General features: G+C 27.7%; 17 protein-coding genes and 1 tRNA gene. 11 read left to right on the forward strand and 7 right to left on the reverse strand.

Annotated elements, in window-relative coordinates; all coding sequences use genetic code 11:
- Positions 1-40 precede the first annotated feature (40 nt).
- A complete protein-coding gene (locus FIA58_RS06010; protein ID WP_140961189.1) occupies positions 41-601 on the forward strand; it encodes a YqgE/AlgH family protein in 561 nt (186 codons plus the stop codon).
- On the opposite strand, the gene FIA58_RS06015 is transcribed toward FIA58_RS06010, so the two are convergent.
- Positions 594-1,436, reverse strand: coding sequence for an aminotransferase class IV (locus tag FIA58_RS06015; protein WP_140961191.1), 843 nt, complete (start codon positions 1,434-1,436; stop codon positions 594-596). The genes FIA58_RS06010 and FIA58_RS06015 overlap by 8 nt on opposite strands.
- A gap of 57 nt (positions 1,437-1,493) precedes the next feature.
- Positions 1,494-1,886 carry an START-like domain-containing protein gene (locus tag FIA58_RS06020; protein ID WP_140961193.1) on the reverse strand — a complete coding sequence of 131 codons (393 nt, stop codon included), beginning with the start codon at positions 1,884-1,886 and terminating at the stop codon, positions 1,494-1,496.
- Between the two features lie 161 nt (positions 1,887-2,047).
- Between FIA58_RS06020 and FIA58_RS06025 the strand changes: the two genes are divergently transcribed.
- The 10 genes from FIA58_RS06025 to FIA58_RS06070 all read left to right on the forward strand — a co-directional run bounded on the left by FIA58_RS06025 (position 2,048) and on the right by FIA58_RS06070 (position 14,218).
- Positions 2,048-2,121: transfer RNA gene (locus FIA58_RS06025), tRNA-Met, on the forward strand.
- Between the two features lie 17 nt (positions 2,122-2,138).
- A complete protein-coding gene (locus FIA58_RS06030) occupies positions 2,139-3,401 on the forward strand; it encodes a tyrosine-type recombinase/integrase (protein WP_140961195.1) in 1,263 nt (420 codons plus the stop codon).
- 300 nt (positions 3,402-3,701) lie between these two features.
- Positions 3,702-4,511 (forward strand): type IV toxin-antitoxin system AbiEi family antitoxin domain-containing protein, encoded by an 810-nt coding sequence (locus FIA58_RS21625; RefSeq protein WP_140961197.1) that lies wholly within the window; start codon positions 3,702-3,704, stop codon positions 4,509-4,511.
- Positions 4,508-5,302, forward strand: a complete 795-nt coding sequence (locus FIA58_RS06040; protein ID WP_140961199.1) for a nucleotidyl transferase AbiEii/AbiGii toxin family protein — start codon at positions 4,508-4,510, stop codon at positions 5,300-5,302. Before FIA58_RS21625 ends, FIA58_RS06040 begins: the two co-directional genes overlap by 4 nt.
- A gap of 72 nt (positions 5,303-5,374) precedes the next feature.
- Complete coding sequence (locus FIA58_RS06045; protein ID WP_140961201.1) at positions 5,375-7,153, forward strand: restriction endonuclease subunit S; 1,779 nt, start codon at positions 5,375-5,377, stop codon at positions 7,151-7,153.
- Positions 7,150-8,742 carry an AAA family ATPase gene (locus FIA58_RS06050; RefSeq protein ID WP_140961203.1) on the forward strand — a complete coding sequence of 531 codons (1,593 nt, stop codon included), beginning with the start codon at positions 7,150-7,152 and terminating at the stop codon, positions 8,740-8,742. Before FIA58_RS06045 ends, FIA58_RS06050 begins: the two co-directional genes overlap by 4 nt.
- The gene (locus tag FIA58_RS06055) at positions 8,739-9,632 is read left to right on the forward strand and encodes a hypothetical protein (RefSeq protein WP_140961205.1); all 894 of its coding nucleotides are present in this window, start codon (positions 8,739-8,741) and stop codon (positions 9,630-9,632) included. The genes FIA58_RS06050 and FIA58_RS06055 overlap by 4 nt, the downstream gene beginning before the upstream one ends.
- Positions 9,633-9,638: 6 nt before the next feature.
- Positions 9,639-11,450 carry a hypothetical protein gene (locus tag FIA58_RS06060; protein ID WP_140961207.1) on the forward strand — a complete coding sequence of 604 codons (1,812 nt, stop codon included), beginning with the start codon at positions 9,639-9,641 and terminating at the stop codon, positions 11,448-11,450.
- A 4-nt stretch (positions 11,451-11,454) separates the two neighbouring features.
- Positions 11,455-12,915, forward strand: a complete 1,461-nt coding sequence (locus FIA58_RS06065; RefSeq protein ID WP_140961209.1) for a class I SAM-dependent DNA methyltransferase — start codon at positions 11,455-11,457, stop codon at positions 12,913-12,915.
- Between the two features lie 13 nt (positions 12,916-12,928).
- A complete protein-coding gene (locus tag FIA58_RS06070) occupies positions 12,929-14,218 on the forward strand; it encodes a hypothetical protein (protein ID WP_140961211.1) in 1,290 nt (429 codons plus the stop codon).
- Positions 14,219-14,261: 43 nt separating this feature from the next.
- Here FIA58_RS06070 and FIA58_RS06075 read toward each other — a convergent pair whose 3' ends face one another.
- From FIA58_RS06075 to FIA58_RS06095, 5 genes are all read right to left on the reverse strand, one after another.
- Positions 14,262-14,444 (reverse strand): hypothetical protein, encoded by a 183-nt coding sequence (locus FIA58_RS06075; RefSeq protein ID WP_140961213.1) that lies wholly within the window; start codon positions 14,442-14,444, stop codon positions 14,262-14,264.
- A gap of 6 nt (positions 14,445-14,450) precedes the next feature.
- Entirely contained in the window at positions 14,451-15,383 is a 933-nt protein-coding gene (locus FIA58_RS06080) for a relaxase/mobilization nuclease domain-containing protein (RefSeq protein ID WP_140961215.1), read from the reverse strand.
- Positions 15,384-15,722: a plasmid mobilization protein gene (locus tag FIA58_RS06085; RefSeq protein ID WP_140961217.1), complete on the reverse strand. Its 339-nt coding sequence runs from the start codon at positions 15,720-15,722 to the stop codon at positions 15,384-15,386.
- Between the two features lie 140 nt (positions 15,723-15,862).
- Positions 15,863-16,348: a hypothetical protein gene (locus FIA58_RS06090; RefSeq protein WP_140961219.1), complete on the reverse strand. Its 486-nt coding sequence runs from the start codon at positions 16,346-16,348 to the stop codon at positions 15,863-15,865.
- Positions 16,348-17,040 carry a hypothetical protein gene (locus FIA58_RS06095; protein ID WP_140961221.1) on the reverse strand — a complete coding sequence of 231 codons (693 nt, stop codon included), beginning with the start codon at positions 17,038-17,040 and terminating at the stop codon, positions 16,348-16,350. The genes FIA58_RS06090 and FIA58_RS06095 overlap by 1 nt, the downstream gene beginning before the upstream one ends.
- Between the last annotated feature and the right edge of the window lie 437 nt (positions 17,041-17,477).

The raw sequence follows: 17,477 nt of genomic DNA on the forward strand, positions 1-17,477 counted from the left end.
TAAACTTTTTTTGATAATTTTAGTTAAAAATAATTTGCTTATGATATCAGTTTTACCCAAAAAAGGACATTTGCTGATAGCAGAACCTTCTACCTTAGGAGATTTTTCATTCAATCGTTCAGTAGTATTATTAGCAGAACACAATAATGAAGGATCTGTTGGCTTTATTCTTAACAAACCATTAGGATACTCTATTAATGACTTAGTACCAGAAATAGAGGCTAATTTTAAAGTTTACAATGGTGGTCCTGTTGAACAAGACAACCTGTACTTTATTCATAATATTCCAAACATTATTCCTGGTAGCATAGAAATAGCTAACGGAATCTATTGGGGTGGTGATTTTGAAACAACAAAAACACTTATTAACAAAGGTGATATTTCAAAAAACAATATCCGTTTTTTTCTAGGATATAGTGGCTGGGCAGTAAGTCAATTAGAAAATGAATTAAAAGAAAATTCTTGGATTATTACAAACAATGATAAAAAGAGTGAATTATTATCGCAATCTTCTCAACATTTTTGGAAACAAAAAATTAACGAGCAAGGTGGTGAATATGTACTATTTTCAAATGCTCCTTCAGATCCTATTCTTAATTAAATCGCACAAAAGCATTTAATTTTATCAATAGTTCATGCACTACTTTTATTTCAAATGTTTTCTTTCTATATTTTGTTATAGGTTGTATACCTTTAATAACGTTTGTTACAAATAATTCATCTGCTTTTTGTAAATCAAATGGAGAAATCGATTTTTCAACAACATCATAACCTTCTAACTTTTGAGCAAAGTTTAGAATTTGTTTTCGCATAATTCCATTTAAACAACCATCAGTTATAGGAGGCGTTATTAAAGTATTCCCCATTCGCATAAATAAATTACCTTGCAAGGCTTCAATTACATTTTTCTCATCGTTTAAAAGAAGGCAATTATCAAAACCATTTTCAGACGCAAAAATACTTCCTGTAATATGGATAATTTTATTATTCGATTTAAGAGATGAAAATAATTGTTTTGTAACATAAGCATCTTTATAAAGTTCTACCTCATAAGATTTTTCAGAAATAAAATACAAATCGCTTTCCAGAGGCAATATTGTTAACACATAACCAACATCATTTGTTTTAGGCAAATAAAAACCTGTATCTTTTCTAAATACAGAAAAACGAACCCTACAAGAGTTAGAAATAGATCTAAAAGAGTCTACCAATAATAAAACTTGCTCTTCAAAAAACTCCATTGTAAAATTCATTGGAATTTCCATTCTAAAAATTCGCATAGAAGCCATTAAACGAAAATAATGATCTTCTAGAAACAGAACCTTATTATCTAAAACCTTTACCGTTTCAAAAACACTATCTCCAAATAAAAAACCTCTATTATCTTCAATATTGACACTACTACTCTCAAGAATAGTTCCATTATAATTTACCATAGCTAAAAAAAAATCCCGATTAAAAAATCGGGACAAATATACTCTTTATAATTTAGTTTACACAGAACCTAAAACATGTTTTAAGTCTGAAACCTGATTTTCCCATAGTAATTTAGACTCTTCCAATTCGTCTTCTTCCGCAAAATCAACTATAACTAAAGATACATCTTTTGTTATCTCATCTTCCATGATTTTAATCTCAAAAAAATAATCAGTATCTCCTCCATCTTCATCTAGCCAACGAAATTTCACACGTTCACCAGAACGTTTGGCCATCAGTTTGGCTTTTTCTTCAGAGTCATCCCAAATGAATGTGAAAAGTTCTCCTCTAGAATTTACATTATCTGCAAACCATTCAGATAAACCAGAAGGAGTTGAAATATATTGGTATAATAAAGAAGGCGAGGCATGAATTGGGAATTCTAATTCGTATTTTAACTTAACTTCCATTTTAAAAAATTTATTTTGGAAATATATAGAGAATAATCTTAAAAACCAAAAAGAAAAAAATAGATTTTTATTTAGAAAATATTTTATAAAAAAATATTTGTACTAAAGAGAAATAATTATATATTTGCACCCGCATTAAGAGATGCACAATTAAACATAATGGCGAGGTAGCTCAGTCGGTTAGAGCGCAGGATTCATAACCCTGAGGTCACGGGTTCAACTCCCGTCTTCGCTACTAGGTTTATAAAAATCGTGAAAATTAGATTTTATGCGGGATTAGAGCAATTTAATCCCGCATTTTTTATGTCTAGTTTATTGAAATTTTTGTACATTGAACACGATTTTGAACACGATTTGAAAAAAAAGAAAAGATACTCGGAACCTAAACTATATGACGCAAATGGGGATTTATCCAAGCGTTGGTATGTTTATTTTTCATTTAGAAAAATAATCGATGGCCCTTTGGAAAGATATCCTAACAACATTTATGCTCCACAACATTTTGATAAAAAAGAACGCATTGAATGGTTAAAAACTATTCAGCGTAATTTATCAGTACTTCTAAAAGATGGTTTCAATCCTTATAACCCAGAAAACAAATTTAGTTTTAATGAAGAGCAACAGGGAAAATCAATACAAGATGCTTTTGAATTTGCTCTTACCATTAAAAAAAACACTCTAGCCTTAACCTCTTATAAAGGACTTGAAGGAAGAATAAAACGCTTTGAAAAATGGTTAAATGAAAATGGATTTAAGAATCGATTAATTGATTCTGTGAATAAAAAGGTTATAACTACTTATTTGAATGAAATTTTAATTGCTACTTCAGCTAAAAACAGGAACAATACTCGTGCCGACATTAGTACTATTTTTTCAACTTTAGAACAAAATGAAATTATAACACAAAACTTTGTTCAAAACATTCCTATACTAAAAACGAATCCTGAAAAGAACAAATCCTATTCTAGTGCTGAAGAGTCTAAAATTTTTACGTATTTAGATAAAAACAACAAGTTATTGTCTTTATATGTAAAATTCATTTCTTACAATTTTTTAAGACCCGTAGAAGTGAATCGAATTACAATTGCTGATATTGATTTAAAGGATAAAATTTTAAAAATAAAGACCAAAACTGGATTTCAATTAAAAAGAATTCCTCAACTCTTAATTGATGAGATTCCAGATTTATCTAATTACCCCAAAGATGCTTATCTATTTGGCAGAAAAGATTTTGGGCAATATTGGGAAGCCAATGAAACTAGCCGAAGAAATGATTATTCAGATTATTTCTTAGAAGTGAAAAAGAAGTTTGGATTAAGTAAAGACTATGGATTATATAGCTTTAGACACACTTTTATAACCAAGCTTTACAATACTTTCATAAAAGAAATGACTCCTGAAGAAGCTGAATCAACCATTATGTCAATTACAGGGCACACTACAAAAACTGCTTTACGTAAATATTTAAGAGAGATAAATGCTTATATTCCTGATGATTATTCGAAGTATTTATAAATACTAAAGTATAAATTGAACATGAATATAAATTTTATAAATTAAAAGATTATTTATTACTAAAAAATATAAACATATTTTAATAAACTCTATTAATTTTTAAATATTGATAATAGATTTCTTTGTTTTCTACAGGTGTTTTTCCTGAGTTCTTTCTTATCTTAATTAAATAATTTATATACGAAAATTAGTAAACCATTTAGTATTTTTTTTAACCATTAAATATACTATTTAGTATATAATATATTATATTTGCGTAACACTACACATTGTGTAGTAAATAGCAAACAAAATAAACTAGTGAAGATAGGAAATCAAACATATAATTATTTAGAAGAATATATAGACAGTGTAAGAGCTAAAGGAAGATATGCTTTCACACTTGAAGAACTAAAAGATAAATTAGAGGTAACAGATAAAGCAATTCTTCAAAGCCTATATAGACTTAAAGTAAAAAATAAGATTGTTCAAATACGTAAAGGCTTCTATACTATACTCCCAGCAGAATATTCGAGATATGGTGTAATTCCAAGTAACATGTATCTAGATGACATGATGGTATCGCTAAAGAAAAACTATTATTTGGGTTTAATTTCTGCGGCTGCAATTCACGGAGCATCACATCAACAAACAATGGAAACATTCGTAATTACAGAGAAGCCAGCTTTACGAGATATTAAAAATAAAAAGCTAAAAATAAATTTTTTAGTAAAAAATGAGTGGAACAAAGAAGATATTAAAAAAGTAAAAACGGAAGCCGGATATATAAATGTTTCTTCTCCAGAACTGACAGCTTTAGATTTACTTTACTATGTTGAAAAACTAGGAATGAATCGTGTGATTACTATTTTAAAAGAATTAGTAGAAGTAATAAAACCAAGTTCATTAGCAAAAACAGCTAAAAACTATTCACAAATTGCAGCCGTTCAACGATTGGGTTATTTATTAGAATATGAACTTGAAAATGAAAAACTAAGTCAAGTTGTTTATAATACAATAGCAGATAAAAAAGGAGTAAACATACCCTTAATGCCAGGGAAGAATAAAAAAGGAATTACTAATACCAAATGGCGTATTATAAACAATATTAATATTGAGAGCGATTTATGATTCCAAGAAGATATATAGAAGAATGGCGTGAGTTTGCACCTTGGCCAGAGAACGGACAAATAGAACAAGATCTTATCATTGAAAGAGCAATTGTAGAAATATTTGCCGACCCATTTTTAAATGAAAACCTAGCTTTTCGTGGTGGAACAGCCTTGCACAAACTATTTCTAAAGCCGCAAGCAAGATATTCAGAAGATATAGATTTAGTACAAATAAAAACAGGTCCAATAAAACCTATTTTATCAAGAATTAGAGAAGTCTTGGCCCCATTTTTAGGTACAAAAAGAAATATAGAAACAAGCATACACAACAACACGGCAACCTATCGCTTTGAAACCGAAATACCACCGATAATACAAATGCGACTGAAAATTGAAATCAATTGTAGGGAACATTTTACTGTGCTAGGATTACAACAAGTACCGTTTGAAGTAAATAATGGTTGGTTTTCTGGAAAATGCATGATTAACACCTATCATGTTGAAGAATTATTAGGAACTAAATTAAGAGCATTATATCAAAGAAGGAAAGGAAGAGATTTATTCGATTTAAATGTAGCACTTTCAAATCTTGAAATTGATGAAGGTAAGTTAATCCAATGCTATAAGGAATACATCAATTTTTCTGATGGAGTAAATCCTACGAATAAAATGTTTGTAGCAAATATGGAAGAAAAAATGAAAGATGATGAATTTCGAAAAGACATCTTTACGATACTTAGACCAGATATTGAGTATGATAATGATCTAGCGTATCAACGAATCAATGAAAAAATAATTAGTAAAATTTAATAATCATCTCAGTAGTAGCCTTAACTACTAGTTTAAATCGTATAATTTCTAAAATCATTTAGAGGATTAAAAATGAAAGAACTACAAGAACAATATAATTTACCCACAGGATGGTCAGTTGCTACAATTGAGGAATTGATTGATGGGAAGGATGGTATATTCAAAGACGGTGATTGGATTGAAACTAAAGACCAAAACCCAGATGGAGAAGTTAGATTAATTCAACTAGCAGATATAGGGGATGGTTTTTTCAGAAATCGTTCCGATAGATACATGACCAAAGAAAGAGCTTTGGAGCTTAATTGTACATTTTTAAAGAAGGGTGATATCTTAGTAGCTAGAATGCCAGATCCATTAGGAAGAGCTTGTGTTTTCCCTTATACTGATGAAGAAAAATATGTTACAGTTGTTGATGTAGCCATAATAAGAACTGGACAAAATGGAGTAGATAGCCGCTATCTTACTCATTTTATAAACTCCCCACAAATAAGAAAGCAAATAGAAAAAATGCAAACTGGTACCACCAGAAAAAGAATATCTAGAGGAAATTTGTCAACTATAAAAATTCCTGTTCCTCCATTAAATGAACAAATTAGAATTGCATTAAAAATTGATGAACTTTTTAGTGCTTTAGATAATGAAATATTAAACCTTAAACTTACACAAAATAAACTTAAAGTATATAGACAAACTTTGCTGAAACATGCGTTTAATGGAAAATTAACAGAATCTTTAAGAAAAGAAAATAAATCAGAATCAGCTGAAAATCTATTACAACTTATTGAAAGTGAACGTAAAAATCGTTATAAAGAAGAGCTGGAAAAATGGAAAATTTTAATTAATGATTTGAAAAAAAATGAGAAAAAACCAAAAAAACCAAAACTAGAAAAACAAATAAATGTTACTAAAGATGATTATAGTTTTTTTAATAAAATTCCAAAAAATTGGAAATTAACCAAGGTAGCTAATATATCTTTTGTTGGGACAGGTACAACTCCATTAAAAAGTAATTCAGATTATTACAAAAATGGAAATATTCCATGGGTAACTAGTGGTGCATTAAATAATTGGATGATTAATAAACCATCAGATTATGTCACAGAAAGGGCCATCAAAGAGACAAATCTTAAAATATATCCTCAAAAAACACTTCTAGTTGCATTATACGGAGAAGGGAAAACACGTGGTAAATGTTCTGAACTTGCTTTCGATTCAACAATTAACCAGGCTATTGCAGCAATTGTTCAAAGAGGTAGTGAAGAAAAATTAAGAAAATATTTAAAGTTTTATTTTACTAAAAATTATACAGAGTTAAGAGAGCAAGCGGTTGGTGGAGCTCAACCAAATTTAAATCTTGGAATAATTGAAAACACAATTGTCCCTATACCTTCAACTGAGGAAGAAATTAATTTTATTACTGATGAAATGGATTCACAATTTTCAATAATTGAAAATCTTGAAAAAACTATTCAGAATACAATTTTTAAGAGCAATATTATAAAAAAATCAATTTTAAGAAAATCAATTTACGGTAAATTAGTTGAACAAGATTTTAATGATGTTGAAGCAACGGAATTATTAAAAATAATTAGTGTTGAAAAGAAAAAAATCTTAGAAGAGCAAAAAAAAGAAAAGAAAAAAACACCCAAAAAAAGAGAGAAGATGAAAAAGGGATTAAGTATTGAAGAGGTTCTTGAAGCTTCAGATAAGCCTATGCTTTCAACAGATGTTTGGAAACAAAGTAAGCATAAAAATAATATTGAAGATTTTTATAAAGAGTTAAAAGATATTCAAAGCAAGGTCAAAGAAGTTAAAAAGGATAGTCAATCATTATTATCTTTAATAAAATGAGAATAGACAAAGTACACATAAAATCACGTTTTAAGAATCTTGAAGATTTTACTATAGATATAGATGAAAATGCTTGGGAAACAGTTTTACTTGGTCTTAATGCTACAGGTAAATCAAATTTTCTTGAAGCTATTGTAATTGTTTTTCGAGATTTAGATCTTATTTATAACTATAATAAAAAAATAAAAAGTCCTTTTGAATTTTATATTAAATATGAATGCAGAAATAATCATATAGAAATAACTTATGAGAATGAGAAATATAATTTTATTGTAAATGGGAAATCAGTTACAACTGAATTCACAAAAAGTATTGATTATTATTTACCTAAGCATATTTTCGTTTATTATTCTGGGATTAGTGACAGATTAGCAGATTTATATATTCCTCATCAAAAACTTTATTATGAAGAGATTATAAAAAAAGATGCTGAAATTACAAAATTTGATACTATAAGGAGAATATTTCTTGCACAAAATATTCATGCAAATTTTGCACTTATAGCATTTTTTATGTTCCAAGATGAGCAAAGTGAAGATGATGAGACGATTAATTTTTTAAAAGAGGAGTTAAAAATAAATGATTTTGGCTCAGCACTTTTTATGCTTAAACAGCCTATTTGGGCAAAATCAAGGAAAAACAAAAATTCTCTTTTATGGGGAGCAAAAGGACTTGTTAAAAATTTACTTGAAGAATTATTGAAATTTTCTTATGCACCAATACAATATAAAGAACGTATTGAAGTGTCTTATAAAAAGGCTGAGACACAAGATAGGTTATATTTGTATTTAAAGGATAAAAAAACATTCTTGGATTTAATTGAATACAAGTACAAAAACAAGATTGAATTATTTAACGCTCTTGAAAGTATTCATATATCAGATATGTTACATGACGTAAAAATTAAAGTTCAAAAAGAAGGAGTTAATGGTGAACTATCAATGTCTGAGTTAAGCGAAGGTGAAAAACAGTTGCTTTCAGTTTTAGGACTATTGAAATTTACAAATGATGAAGAATCACTTATTTTATTAGATGAACCAGACACACATTTAAACCCAATGTGGAAATGGAAATTTTTAGATTATCTAGATAAAGTTGTAAAGCGTAAAGAGAATACTCAAATTATATTTTGTTCACATGACCCATTAGTTATTGGAAATTTAAAAAAGAATCAAGTACAAATTTTTAAAAAAAATAAAGAAGGAAAAACAGAAGCTTTTAATCCTAATATTAGCCCAAGAGAAATGAGCGTTTCAAAAATATTAACAAGTGAATTGTTTGGTATACCATCTTTAATGAGTAAAAAATTAGAAGATTTATTAAATCAAAAGAGATATTTTCAAGCTAAAATATCTCAAGGACTTCTGCAAGAAGATGAAAAAATCCAATTTGAAAGATTAATAAAATATTTTGATAGTATCGGATTTAATGATGAAACAGTTGATAGTAGATATAATCAATATCTTAAGCTGACTAGTAACTATGAAGAATTTATTAACAGGAAATATACCAAAGATGAAGCTGCAGAACTTGATAAAATTGCGAAAGAAGTCCTTGAAGAAATTTTAAAAGAAGAAAAAGAAAAATGAGATATATTGATAGAAATAAATTCAGGGAAAAAGTTGAAACATTTGGTTGGGAAGTAGTTAGACAAGCCCAAATAAATGCAATGGAAGGTTTTAATCTATTGCAAAAAAAGAATCATATTAATAATAATCCATTGTGGAATCAACTTCAACCAATTATGTTGACATTATCAAATAATAAATGCTGGTATTCTGAAGCTCCGATTGGAAATAGTGATTTTGAAGTTGATCATTTTCGACCAAAAGGTAAATCAAAACAAAAAAATGATTTTAAAGATCCAAATAGCAAATCAACAATACTAAAAGAAAATGGTTATTGGTGGTTAGCGTACGAATGGAGTAATTATAGATTATCAGGGGGGCTAGCTAATAAGATTAGAAGAGATAGGCTTGGAGATTGTGAAGAGACTCATGGTAAAGGTGATTATTTTCCATTGGATTGTAATGATGTGGGTAGAATAGCTGATGATGAAGAAAATATTAATTGTGAAATTCCAATTTTGTTAGATCCATTTAGTCAAGAAGACGTAAGCTTATTAGCGTTTGATTCTAATGGTGAAGCAATAAGTGCAGGATTAAATGATTATGAGAATGAAAGGGTATTACAATCAATTTTTTATTATCATCTTGATTTAGAACAACTAAACAAAGAAAGGTTAATGTGTTGGAAAGATTGTGAAAGAGAAATACTTGAAATCAAAGAATTAATTGATTCAGCACCAGATGAAAGAGCAAGAAGATTAGCTGTTGCATCTTGTTTTAGAAGATTAATGGATTATGTGAAAAATCCTGATAGACCATATAGTTCAACAGTTAAATCTTGTGTAAGATTTTATTCTAAACTCGAAGGATTTAATTGGTTGGATAGATTTGTCACAACAATTTTAATATAAATCAAGATGATTTTGGATGTTATAACTAAAAATCATATTATTAAATCTGCATCAATAATTGATAAACAAGGTATTCCTAAAAATTTTGTTTGGAGTCAATATTATGTCATAGTAAATAATAAAGAATATCAGTTCAAATATTTAATTAGATTAGCATATCAATTAGCTACTAATGAAGAACTTGACTTCCAATCAAACAATACAATAAGAAAATATATTGAAGATTTAGGTTTTGAAATTAAATACTATCAAGGAGGGTATAACTTTTTTACAAAAGAAGAATTAGCATTTTACAACTCAATCGTTAATACAGACTATAGAAAAGCTAATTCCGAACATAAATATTATGGACAAAAATTATATCCAATAATTGCAAAAGCCAAATATTGGGCAGAAGAATTGTTAATTGATGACTTTAAACTTCGCAAGGATGGTAATTGGCTAAATGGTCATGTAGCTAAAATAAAACCTTATTTCTGGCCAAGAATTTACAGTGGTGAGGATAAAGACATTTTTTTTAATGTCGAGGTTAATGGATCTAATAAATTTATTGGGTACAAACTTGATGGTTATTTTGAAACTACTAAGAGACTGCCAGATTATAAAATTAAATTATTACAAGAATATAAGGAAATAGTAAATTGGAGTTGGCCAAAAATTTCATTTGATAATATAGATGAATATAATTGGGATAAGCTTATTGAGGAGAGTAAAGCATACATAAATAAACATTTATCTAATCATAATCATTTAAAGAGAATTTTGTCTAAAGAATCTAAAATCTGTAGAATAACATGGAATAATAATGGTTGGATAAAGCCATCTGGTCTTTCAGGAAAATCAAAACACCCTAGTTTTGAAAAAGAGAATGGATTTGGGCACGAGGAATGGCTTTTTGATGGAAATAAAATAATTGATGGTTATAAATATGGATTTCTGGAGCCTATCCATAAATTTAGAACTAAATATCAAGCGAAACTTTTTGACCTTTTATTATATACTAGAGATTCTGATTCAAATCAAAACTATTGGGTAACAACACTAAAAGATGTAGAAGTTATTAATACTGAAGAATCTGAAAAAGTATTAGTTCATTACAAAAATGAAGGTTGGTATGATGAAATGAAATCAGATTTATATAATCTTAGTTTAGATTCAAAACAGTTAGACACATGGATTGACGAAGGAGCGCAGCAGTTATTTAATATTAAATTTAAAGCATCACAAATAAATGAAATACCTAATGATTTAATTTTAGTAGAAAATCCTAATGAAATTCCATCGAGTAGATATTTATTAATGGATTTTAAAAATGATGTAACAGAAAAAATTAAAGAAAACATCAAAACTAAATTTTCATTTTATAATTCAGGTAGTGAGGAAGCAGAACTTGAATCAAAAGGAAAAAGAAAGAGAAATAGAAAAGATATTGAATTAGAATTTAAACATAACCTTCTACAAAAAAAATTCCTACAATTTTTACAAAACAAATATGGTAAAAATGCCGTTAAAAGAGAATGTACAGCTTATGGAGCTTCGCGAATTGATATAACCAGAAAAACAAATACAGGTTTTGTTTTTTATGAAATAAAAACATATAATAGCTTGCGTTCTTCAATTAGAGAAGGTTTAGGGCAATTACTAGAGTATTGCTTATATCCTAATGTAAATGAAGCGGAAAGCATTGTGTTAGTTTCCCATGTAGAACCATCCACAGAATTAAAAGAATACTTAATTCACATTAAAAAATTTATTAACCTTCCTTTTTCTTATATTCATTTTGATTTAGATAAAGAAAAAATAATTTCAGAAATATAAAAATATGTCAACAAATAATTTAATAACTAAAATTTGGTCATTCTGTGATACATTACGAGATGACGGTTTAGGATACAATGATTATCTTGAACAGCTAACCTATTTACTTTTCCTTAAAATGGCTGATGAGAATACAACAAAGTATAATCTACCTGCAATATGTGACTGGAAAAAATTAGTAGAAAATTCAAGGGGTGAATTGCTTGAACAATATGAAGAAATATTAAAAACATTGGCTGAATCTGGTGGTATGCTTGAAAAAATATTTGCTGGTGCTCAAAATAAAATTCATGATTCCGTAAAGCTTAAAAAATTATTACTCTTAATTGACGAAGAAAATTGGTCATCTACAAATGCAGATATTAAAGGGGAAATCTATGAATCATTACTTCAAAAAAATGCAGAAAATAGCGGTGCTGGTCAGTATTTTACACCAAGACCAGTTATACAGGCAATGGTCGAATGTATAAAGCCTTTACCTATGGAAACAATTGCTGATCCATCATGCGGTACAGGAGGTTTCTTCTTAGGTGCCCTAAACTATATACGTGAAAATAATAAGTTAACAGAGGATAAAGAAAATTTTCTAAAATTTGAAACATTTCATGGTTGGGAAATAGAAAAGGCAACGGCGAGGTTATGTTTAATGAATCTATATTTACATGGAATTGGAGACTTAAAAAAAACACCCGATATACAAGTTTCTGACAGCTTAAATCCGCAAAAAGTTGGTAAAGAAATTCCAAGAGTAAAAATTGTTCTTGCAAATCCACCTTTTGGTAGAAGTAGTAGCGATATACCAACAATAGACAAGAACCAAGCACAAAAAGATGGATATTTTTTACGTGAAGATTTTTGGGTTACAACCGGTAATAAACAATTAGCTTTTCTTCAGCATATTGTATCAATGTTAGAAGAAAACGGTAGAGCTGCAGTAGTATTGCCTGATAGTGTTCTTTTTGAAGGAGGAGCAGGTGAAATTATTCGAAAAAAAATGCTTGATGAGGTTAATTTACATACAATATTAAGATTACCAACAGGAATTTTTTATGCTCAAGGCGTCAAATCAAATGTTTTATTTTTTGAAAAAAAGAAAAATGTAAAAAAGAATGGAACATCTGAAGTTTGGTTTTATGATTATAGAACCAATATTCATCATACTCCAAAAAACAATCAAATTGCGTTTAAACATTTGAAAGAATTTATTGATTGTTATAATATTGGTTCAGAAAATAAACGTTCCGAGACATGGTCAACTGAAAATACAAAAGGGCGTTGGAGAAAATATTCTTATGATGAAATTATTGAGAGAGATAAAACTAATTTAGATATTTTTTGGCTGAAAGATGATAGTTTGATAGATATAGAAAATTTACCAGAACCAGAAATGTTATTAGAAGATATTATTGAAAATATTGAAAGTACTTTAGCAAATTTTAAAACCATTAAAGATTCTTTGATTTAAATAGTAATTCAAAATGTCAATTATAAAAAATAAATTCTATCATTTGTTTTGGAATAATCCATCATGTCAAAATTTGTTCTTACTTTCAAAAGAAGAACTATTAGAAACAAAAACTTTTGGTGAAGATAAAGCTCCATTCACATTTTCAACCAATAGAATTATAGTTTCTAATGCACAAGATAATCAAAATGAATTTTTTGATACAATCAAAACTAGAAGTGAAATTTACAATGTAGAAATTGATAGTTTACTAAACGAGAAAATTGAATATTTTAAACCTCTTATAGAACAATTCTTTGACTCAAAATTTAAAAAGTCAATAGAAAGATTAATGCTTGATATTGAAAAAAAGCCTTTGAAATTCTTGTCATTTATTTTAAAAGTAGCTGCAGATGAAGAAAATAGAGAAGTTAAAACAATAGAATTTCTTCAAAAATATGGCTTTATCGGAAAAAATTTAAATTCTTTTAAAGAAATTGAGACTAGTATTGGACAATCTTTAATTCCTAGTAAGAACAATGAATTAATAAATGAAAATACAATAAATACATTTTTTGAAGGAGTTAAATTTGTTAAAGAACTCTATGTTAATCATTCATATAAAAATCTTTATAATACCAATCAAATTTTAATTAACACATTAAATTCTGAAGATAATTTCCAATCTAGAATCAAGCTTTTTGGAGAACTCTATGATTCAAAAATTATTGCACCTTCAAAAGACGATGCTTTTATTGAATGTTCACATTGTGATCCATTAACATATAGAGGTGTATTCCAATTAAGATTAAATCCAAAAAAACTGAAAGATTTAAAATGTCCTGTTTGTTCAAATGAACTTACCTATTTTGTACCTTATAAATTACATGAAGATATATACAAAATTGTAAAAAATCACGATGGTTTAATTCTTGACGCACTTCAAAACAAATTATTTTTAAATGGAATTAAATATGAAATAAATAAAAAATTCTTAAATGATATTGAGGTTGATTGCATATTTAGAGATGGTAATAGAATTTTTATAGTTGAAACTAAAATGTACAAACAGAATAATACAACTGAAAACAAACTTATAAGTAAGATTAAAGAACATTTTAGTAAGTTAATTAAAGATGTAGAACGTATTGAAAAAAATGAGGAATTTCTAGGATTAGAAATAGTTCCATTTTTAATTACAAACATCAATAATCAAAATATTTTAAGAGCTTCACAACAATATTTTAATTCAATTATTACAGAAAATAAATATTATGATAATGGCAATATAATCAACTTAAATTTGTTAAAAATTAAGTCATAAAATAGGGATAAATATCATTTTGTAAGTATTATTTATAATTTTATTAAATCCCTCCCAACTTCTTCAAAAGATATTCAGTCGCTTCCGCATCTGAAAGTAGCGGTTTCTTTTTAGATTTTTTGACAGGAGTAAATGTAGCCGTAACAACACCTAACATTTTATACAGCCTTTCGACTTCCTGTTGAGGAAGAGCTTGTATTACGTTGTATGCTGTTTCGGCTTTCATTGTAGTTTATTTTCTTTTAAATCTTATGAATGGCTGTTTATTTATTCTATCTTTTTGACTTTCTCCCAAATCACTTTTTGGTTCTTGATTACTGTTTTGGTTGTTTCGCTCAGTTGCTCCGAAAGATTGTCTTGTCGCTTGTTGATTTTCTGTAATTCTTCCAGTATTTTGGAAAATAATTGAATGGTCTCTGTCTTGTTCATCAAATTTTGTTTTTAAAGTATTCCATGATAGTTTTCTATTTACTTGACTTCCTTTGTAAGTCTTTCCCTTGTACTCAAAAGAAATACCAGATATTACACCTTGCTTACTTGAATTGAATTTCACATTTACTTGTTTGCCTTTAAGTTGCTTTTCAAATTCAGAAAGGGAAAACTTATATTTTATAATTTCATTAATAATTCTTTGTAGCTCTAATCTTTCTGGTTCTTCGCCGGTTCGTAAACATTTTTCAATTTCACCTTTAGATAGCACATTAGATTCTTCTTTTTCTTCCAATACCGTTAAATTGTATTTTAATTCTAACTTCCTTATTAATGCTTCACTTCTTTTATAATCTTGACTATCACTCACCACATTACCTGAGAAAGCTACTCTATTAGCTACAATATGAATGTGCTCATGATCTTGATCGGTATGTTTGTAAATAATGTATTGATTATCATCAAAGCCCATACCTTCAAAGTAGTCTTTGGCTAAATTGGCAAACTCTTGGTCGGAAAGGGTATCGGAATAGGGCAAACTTAGAGAAGTATGATAAACTGCTTTAGATAAGTTTGGGCGCAATTGTCTAATTACATTTAATTCTTTTGTTTGCATTACAACCGAATTGGCAGCTAAGTTGGTATCTAAAACACACCCTTGTCCTTTATCTATTTTCTTTTGATTATAAGATAAAACACCATAAAAATCTTTTCCTTTTATTTGTTTACCAATCATCTATTCTAAAATTTTACTTTTTATTTGGTATAGCATTTCTTTTAATAGATTTAACTCTATGTCCAAACCATTTCTATCAATAACATTTTGATTTGACTTTTTTGTTAATTGATTAATGTTATTCCCAATGCGACTTAATTCAACTAAAAATTCTCTATTAAGCGGTGAAATAGCTTGCTTTGGTAATTGTTTATTTAAAGACCTTCTCCTTACATATTGCACCACAGAAATACCATAAGTATTAGCCTGACTTTCAATAAATATTTGTTCGTCAAGAGTTAATCTTATATTGACTTGAAAAACTTTTAATGCTTTCACATCACTCTTTGGTCTTGCCATAATAATTACATTTTACTAGGTTTTTGATAGCGATAACATGAACTAAAAAACCCATCTAAATTCATTCATTGAACAAATTTAAATGGGTTTAATTTTAAAATCTAAGGCTATCGTACAAGTAAAGTGTACGGTAGAATTTTCTAAACCTGTAATCTTTCGTAAAGTTGCACTATGTCTTCCCTAGCTTCTTTTCCATCAATATAAAAATCAGACATACAAGCTAACAATTCAATCGCTTCCATATAATGACGAAAGCTATTCATATCATCACCATAGTATTTAAAAGCATTTTTAGGATGCGTTTCTTGAGGCGAATTAAACTTTGTTCTATCTCTATTCTTTTGATTAAACCGTTGTTTTGATATTTCTTCAATAACATTAAAATCTATATTTTTTGCTTCATAAGTGTTCAATTCAAAATATTCTTCTTGAAGAATTACTATTAAAGCTCTTCTTCTTGATAAATTGGATTTTATGGTAAATCCATTTAGTTTATTTGCAACTTCATTTAAGTCTTTTAAAAAAGATTGTAATTGATTATAGTTAAATGTTAAGTCTTCCCTTATAACACTATAATTCACTTTATCATATTTTTCAAGAATCTCAATTACTTCATTTAAAGTCATTATAATTTTGGCCCTCCTCTACCTTTATTTTTACCGTTAGCTAAATTCCAATTTAATGAATAGGTTTTACTTAATACTTTCTTATAAATTGCTAAATTTTTGACTAAATCTACGATTTTCTGCTTAGCAATTTTACTGATTAAACCATATTCCAAAGAACTACATCGTGTATCAATTAATTTTTGTTTAAGTGTAAAAGCAAGCAACATATTTTCTTGAAGAGAAAAACTATACTCATTTGCTTTAGTTAGTTGCTCACCTATTTTCTTAAATGGTTGCTGTTCTTTTTTTAAAATATTTTGAATCTTTTGCTGATTAAGATTAGATTCATTTTCGTTAACAACTTCCTTTGTGAATTTTTGTAAAAATAGTTTCCCATATTCAAAACTTCTTAAAGGCATGTAATCTAATAAAACTGTATCTGTAAATTCTAAGATATCATTGTTAGTTAAAATCTCTTTTAAATAATATTCCTTTCCTAGTATAAATTTTAAATATTCCAATTTAAAATCTTCGAGATTTTCTAAAACTAATCTACCAAATTGCCGAGTCGTATTTACAATAGTATGTTTTTCATTAAGAATAAATTTCATGACTTCTTTATTTTTTTCTTTATCATCATGTTCATGATATTGAATAGCAAATAATAATGAAATAATAGATTTCAATTCATCTGAAGTAAATTGAATCAAATTTTCGTTGTCTTTATACTTCTTTAAAATATAACTATAAGTATAATGTGTATAATTTTTAAACTGTATTGCTTTGATAATCTTCTATTTTAAGTAAATCAAAAATAAATAAATATTTTAAAAAAAGAAATTGTCTAATTAGAATTTAATACTTATTTACGAGTAATAAACATAACATCTTATTTATCTTGAAGAGTTAAAACTGTTGAATTTAAATTAAATATTAAAGTAACAAAATTTAGATTTATCTTATAATCTTAAATAAAAAAATCAATTTTAATTTAACGGGGTGTGGGGTGTAACCCTGCCAAGCCATGAGACCGAAGGGAGCCGTTTTTGCTATCAAAAACATGGCTTGCTTCATGACAACCTAAATTTTATTATTTCTGAACAAATTATGAATTCAATTCTTAAAATGGAACAAAAAAAGACTTCAT

This window comes from Flavobacterium jejuense (genome assembly GCF_006491595.2).
GTDB lineage: Bacteria > Bacteroidota > Bacteroidia > Flavobacteriales > Flavobacteriaceae > Flavobacterium > Flavobacterium jejuense.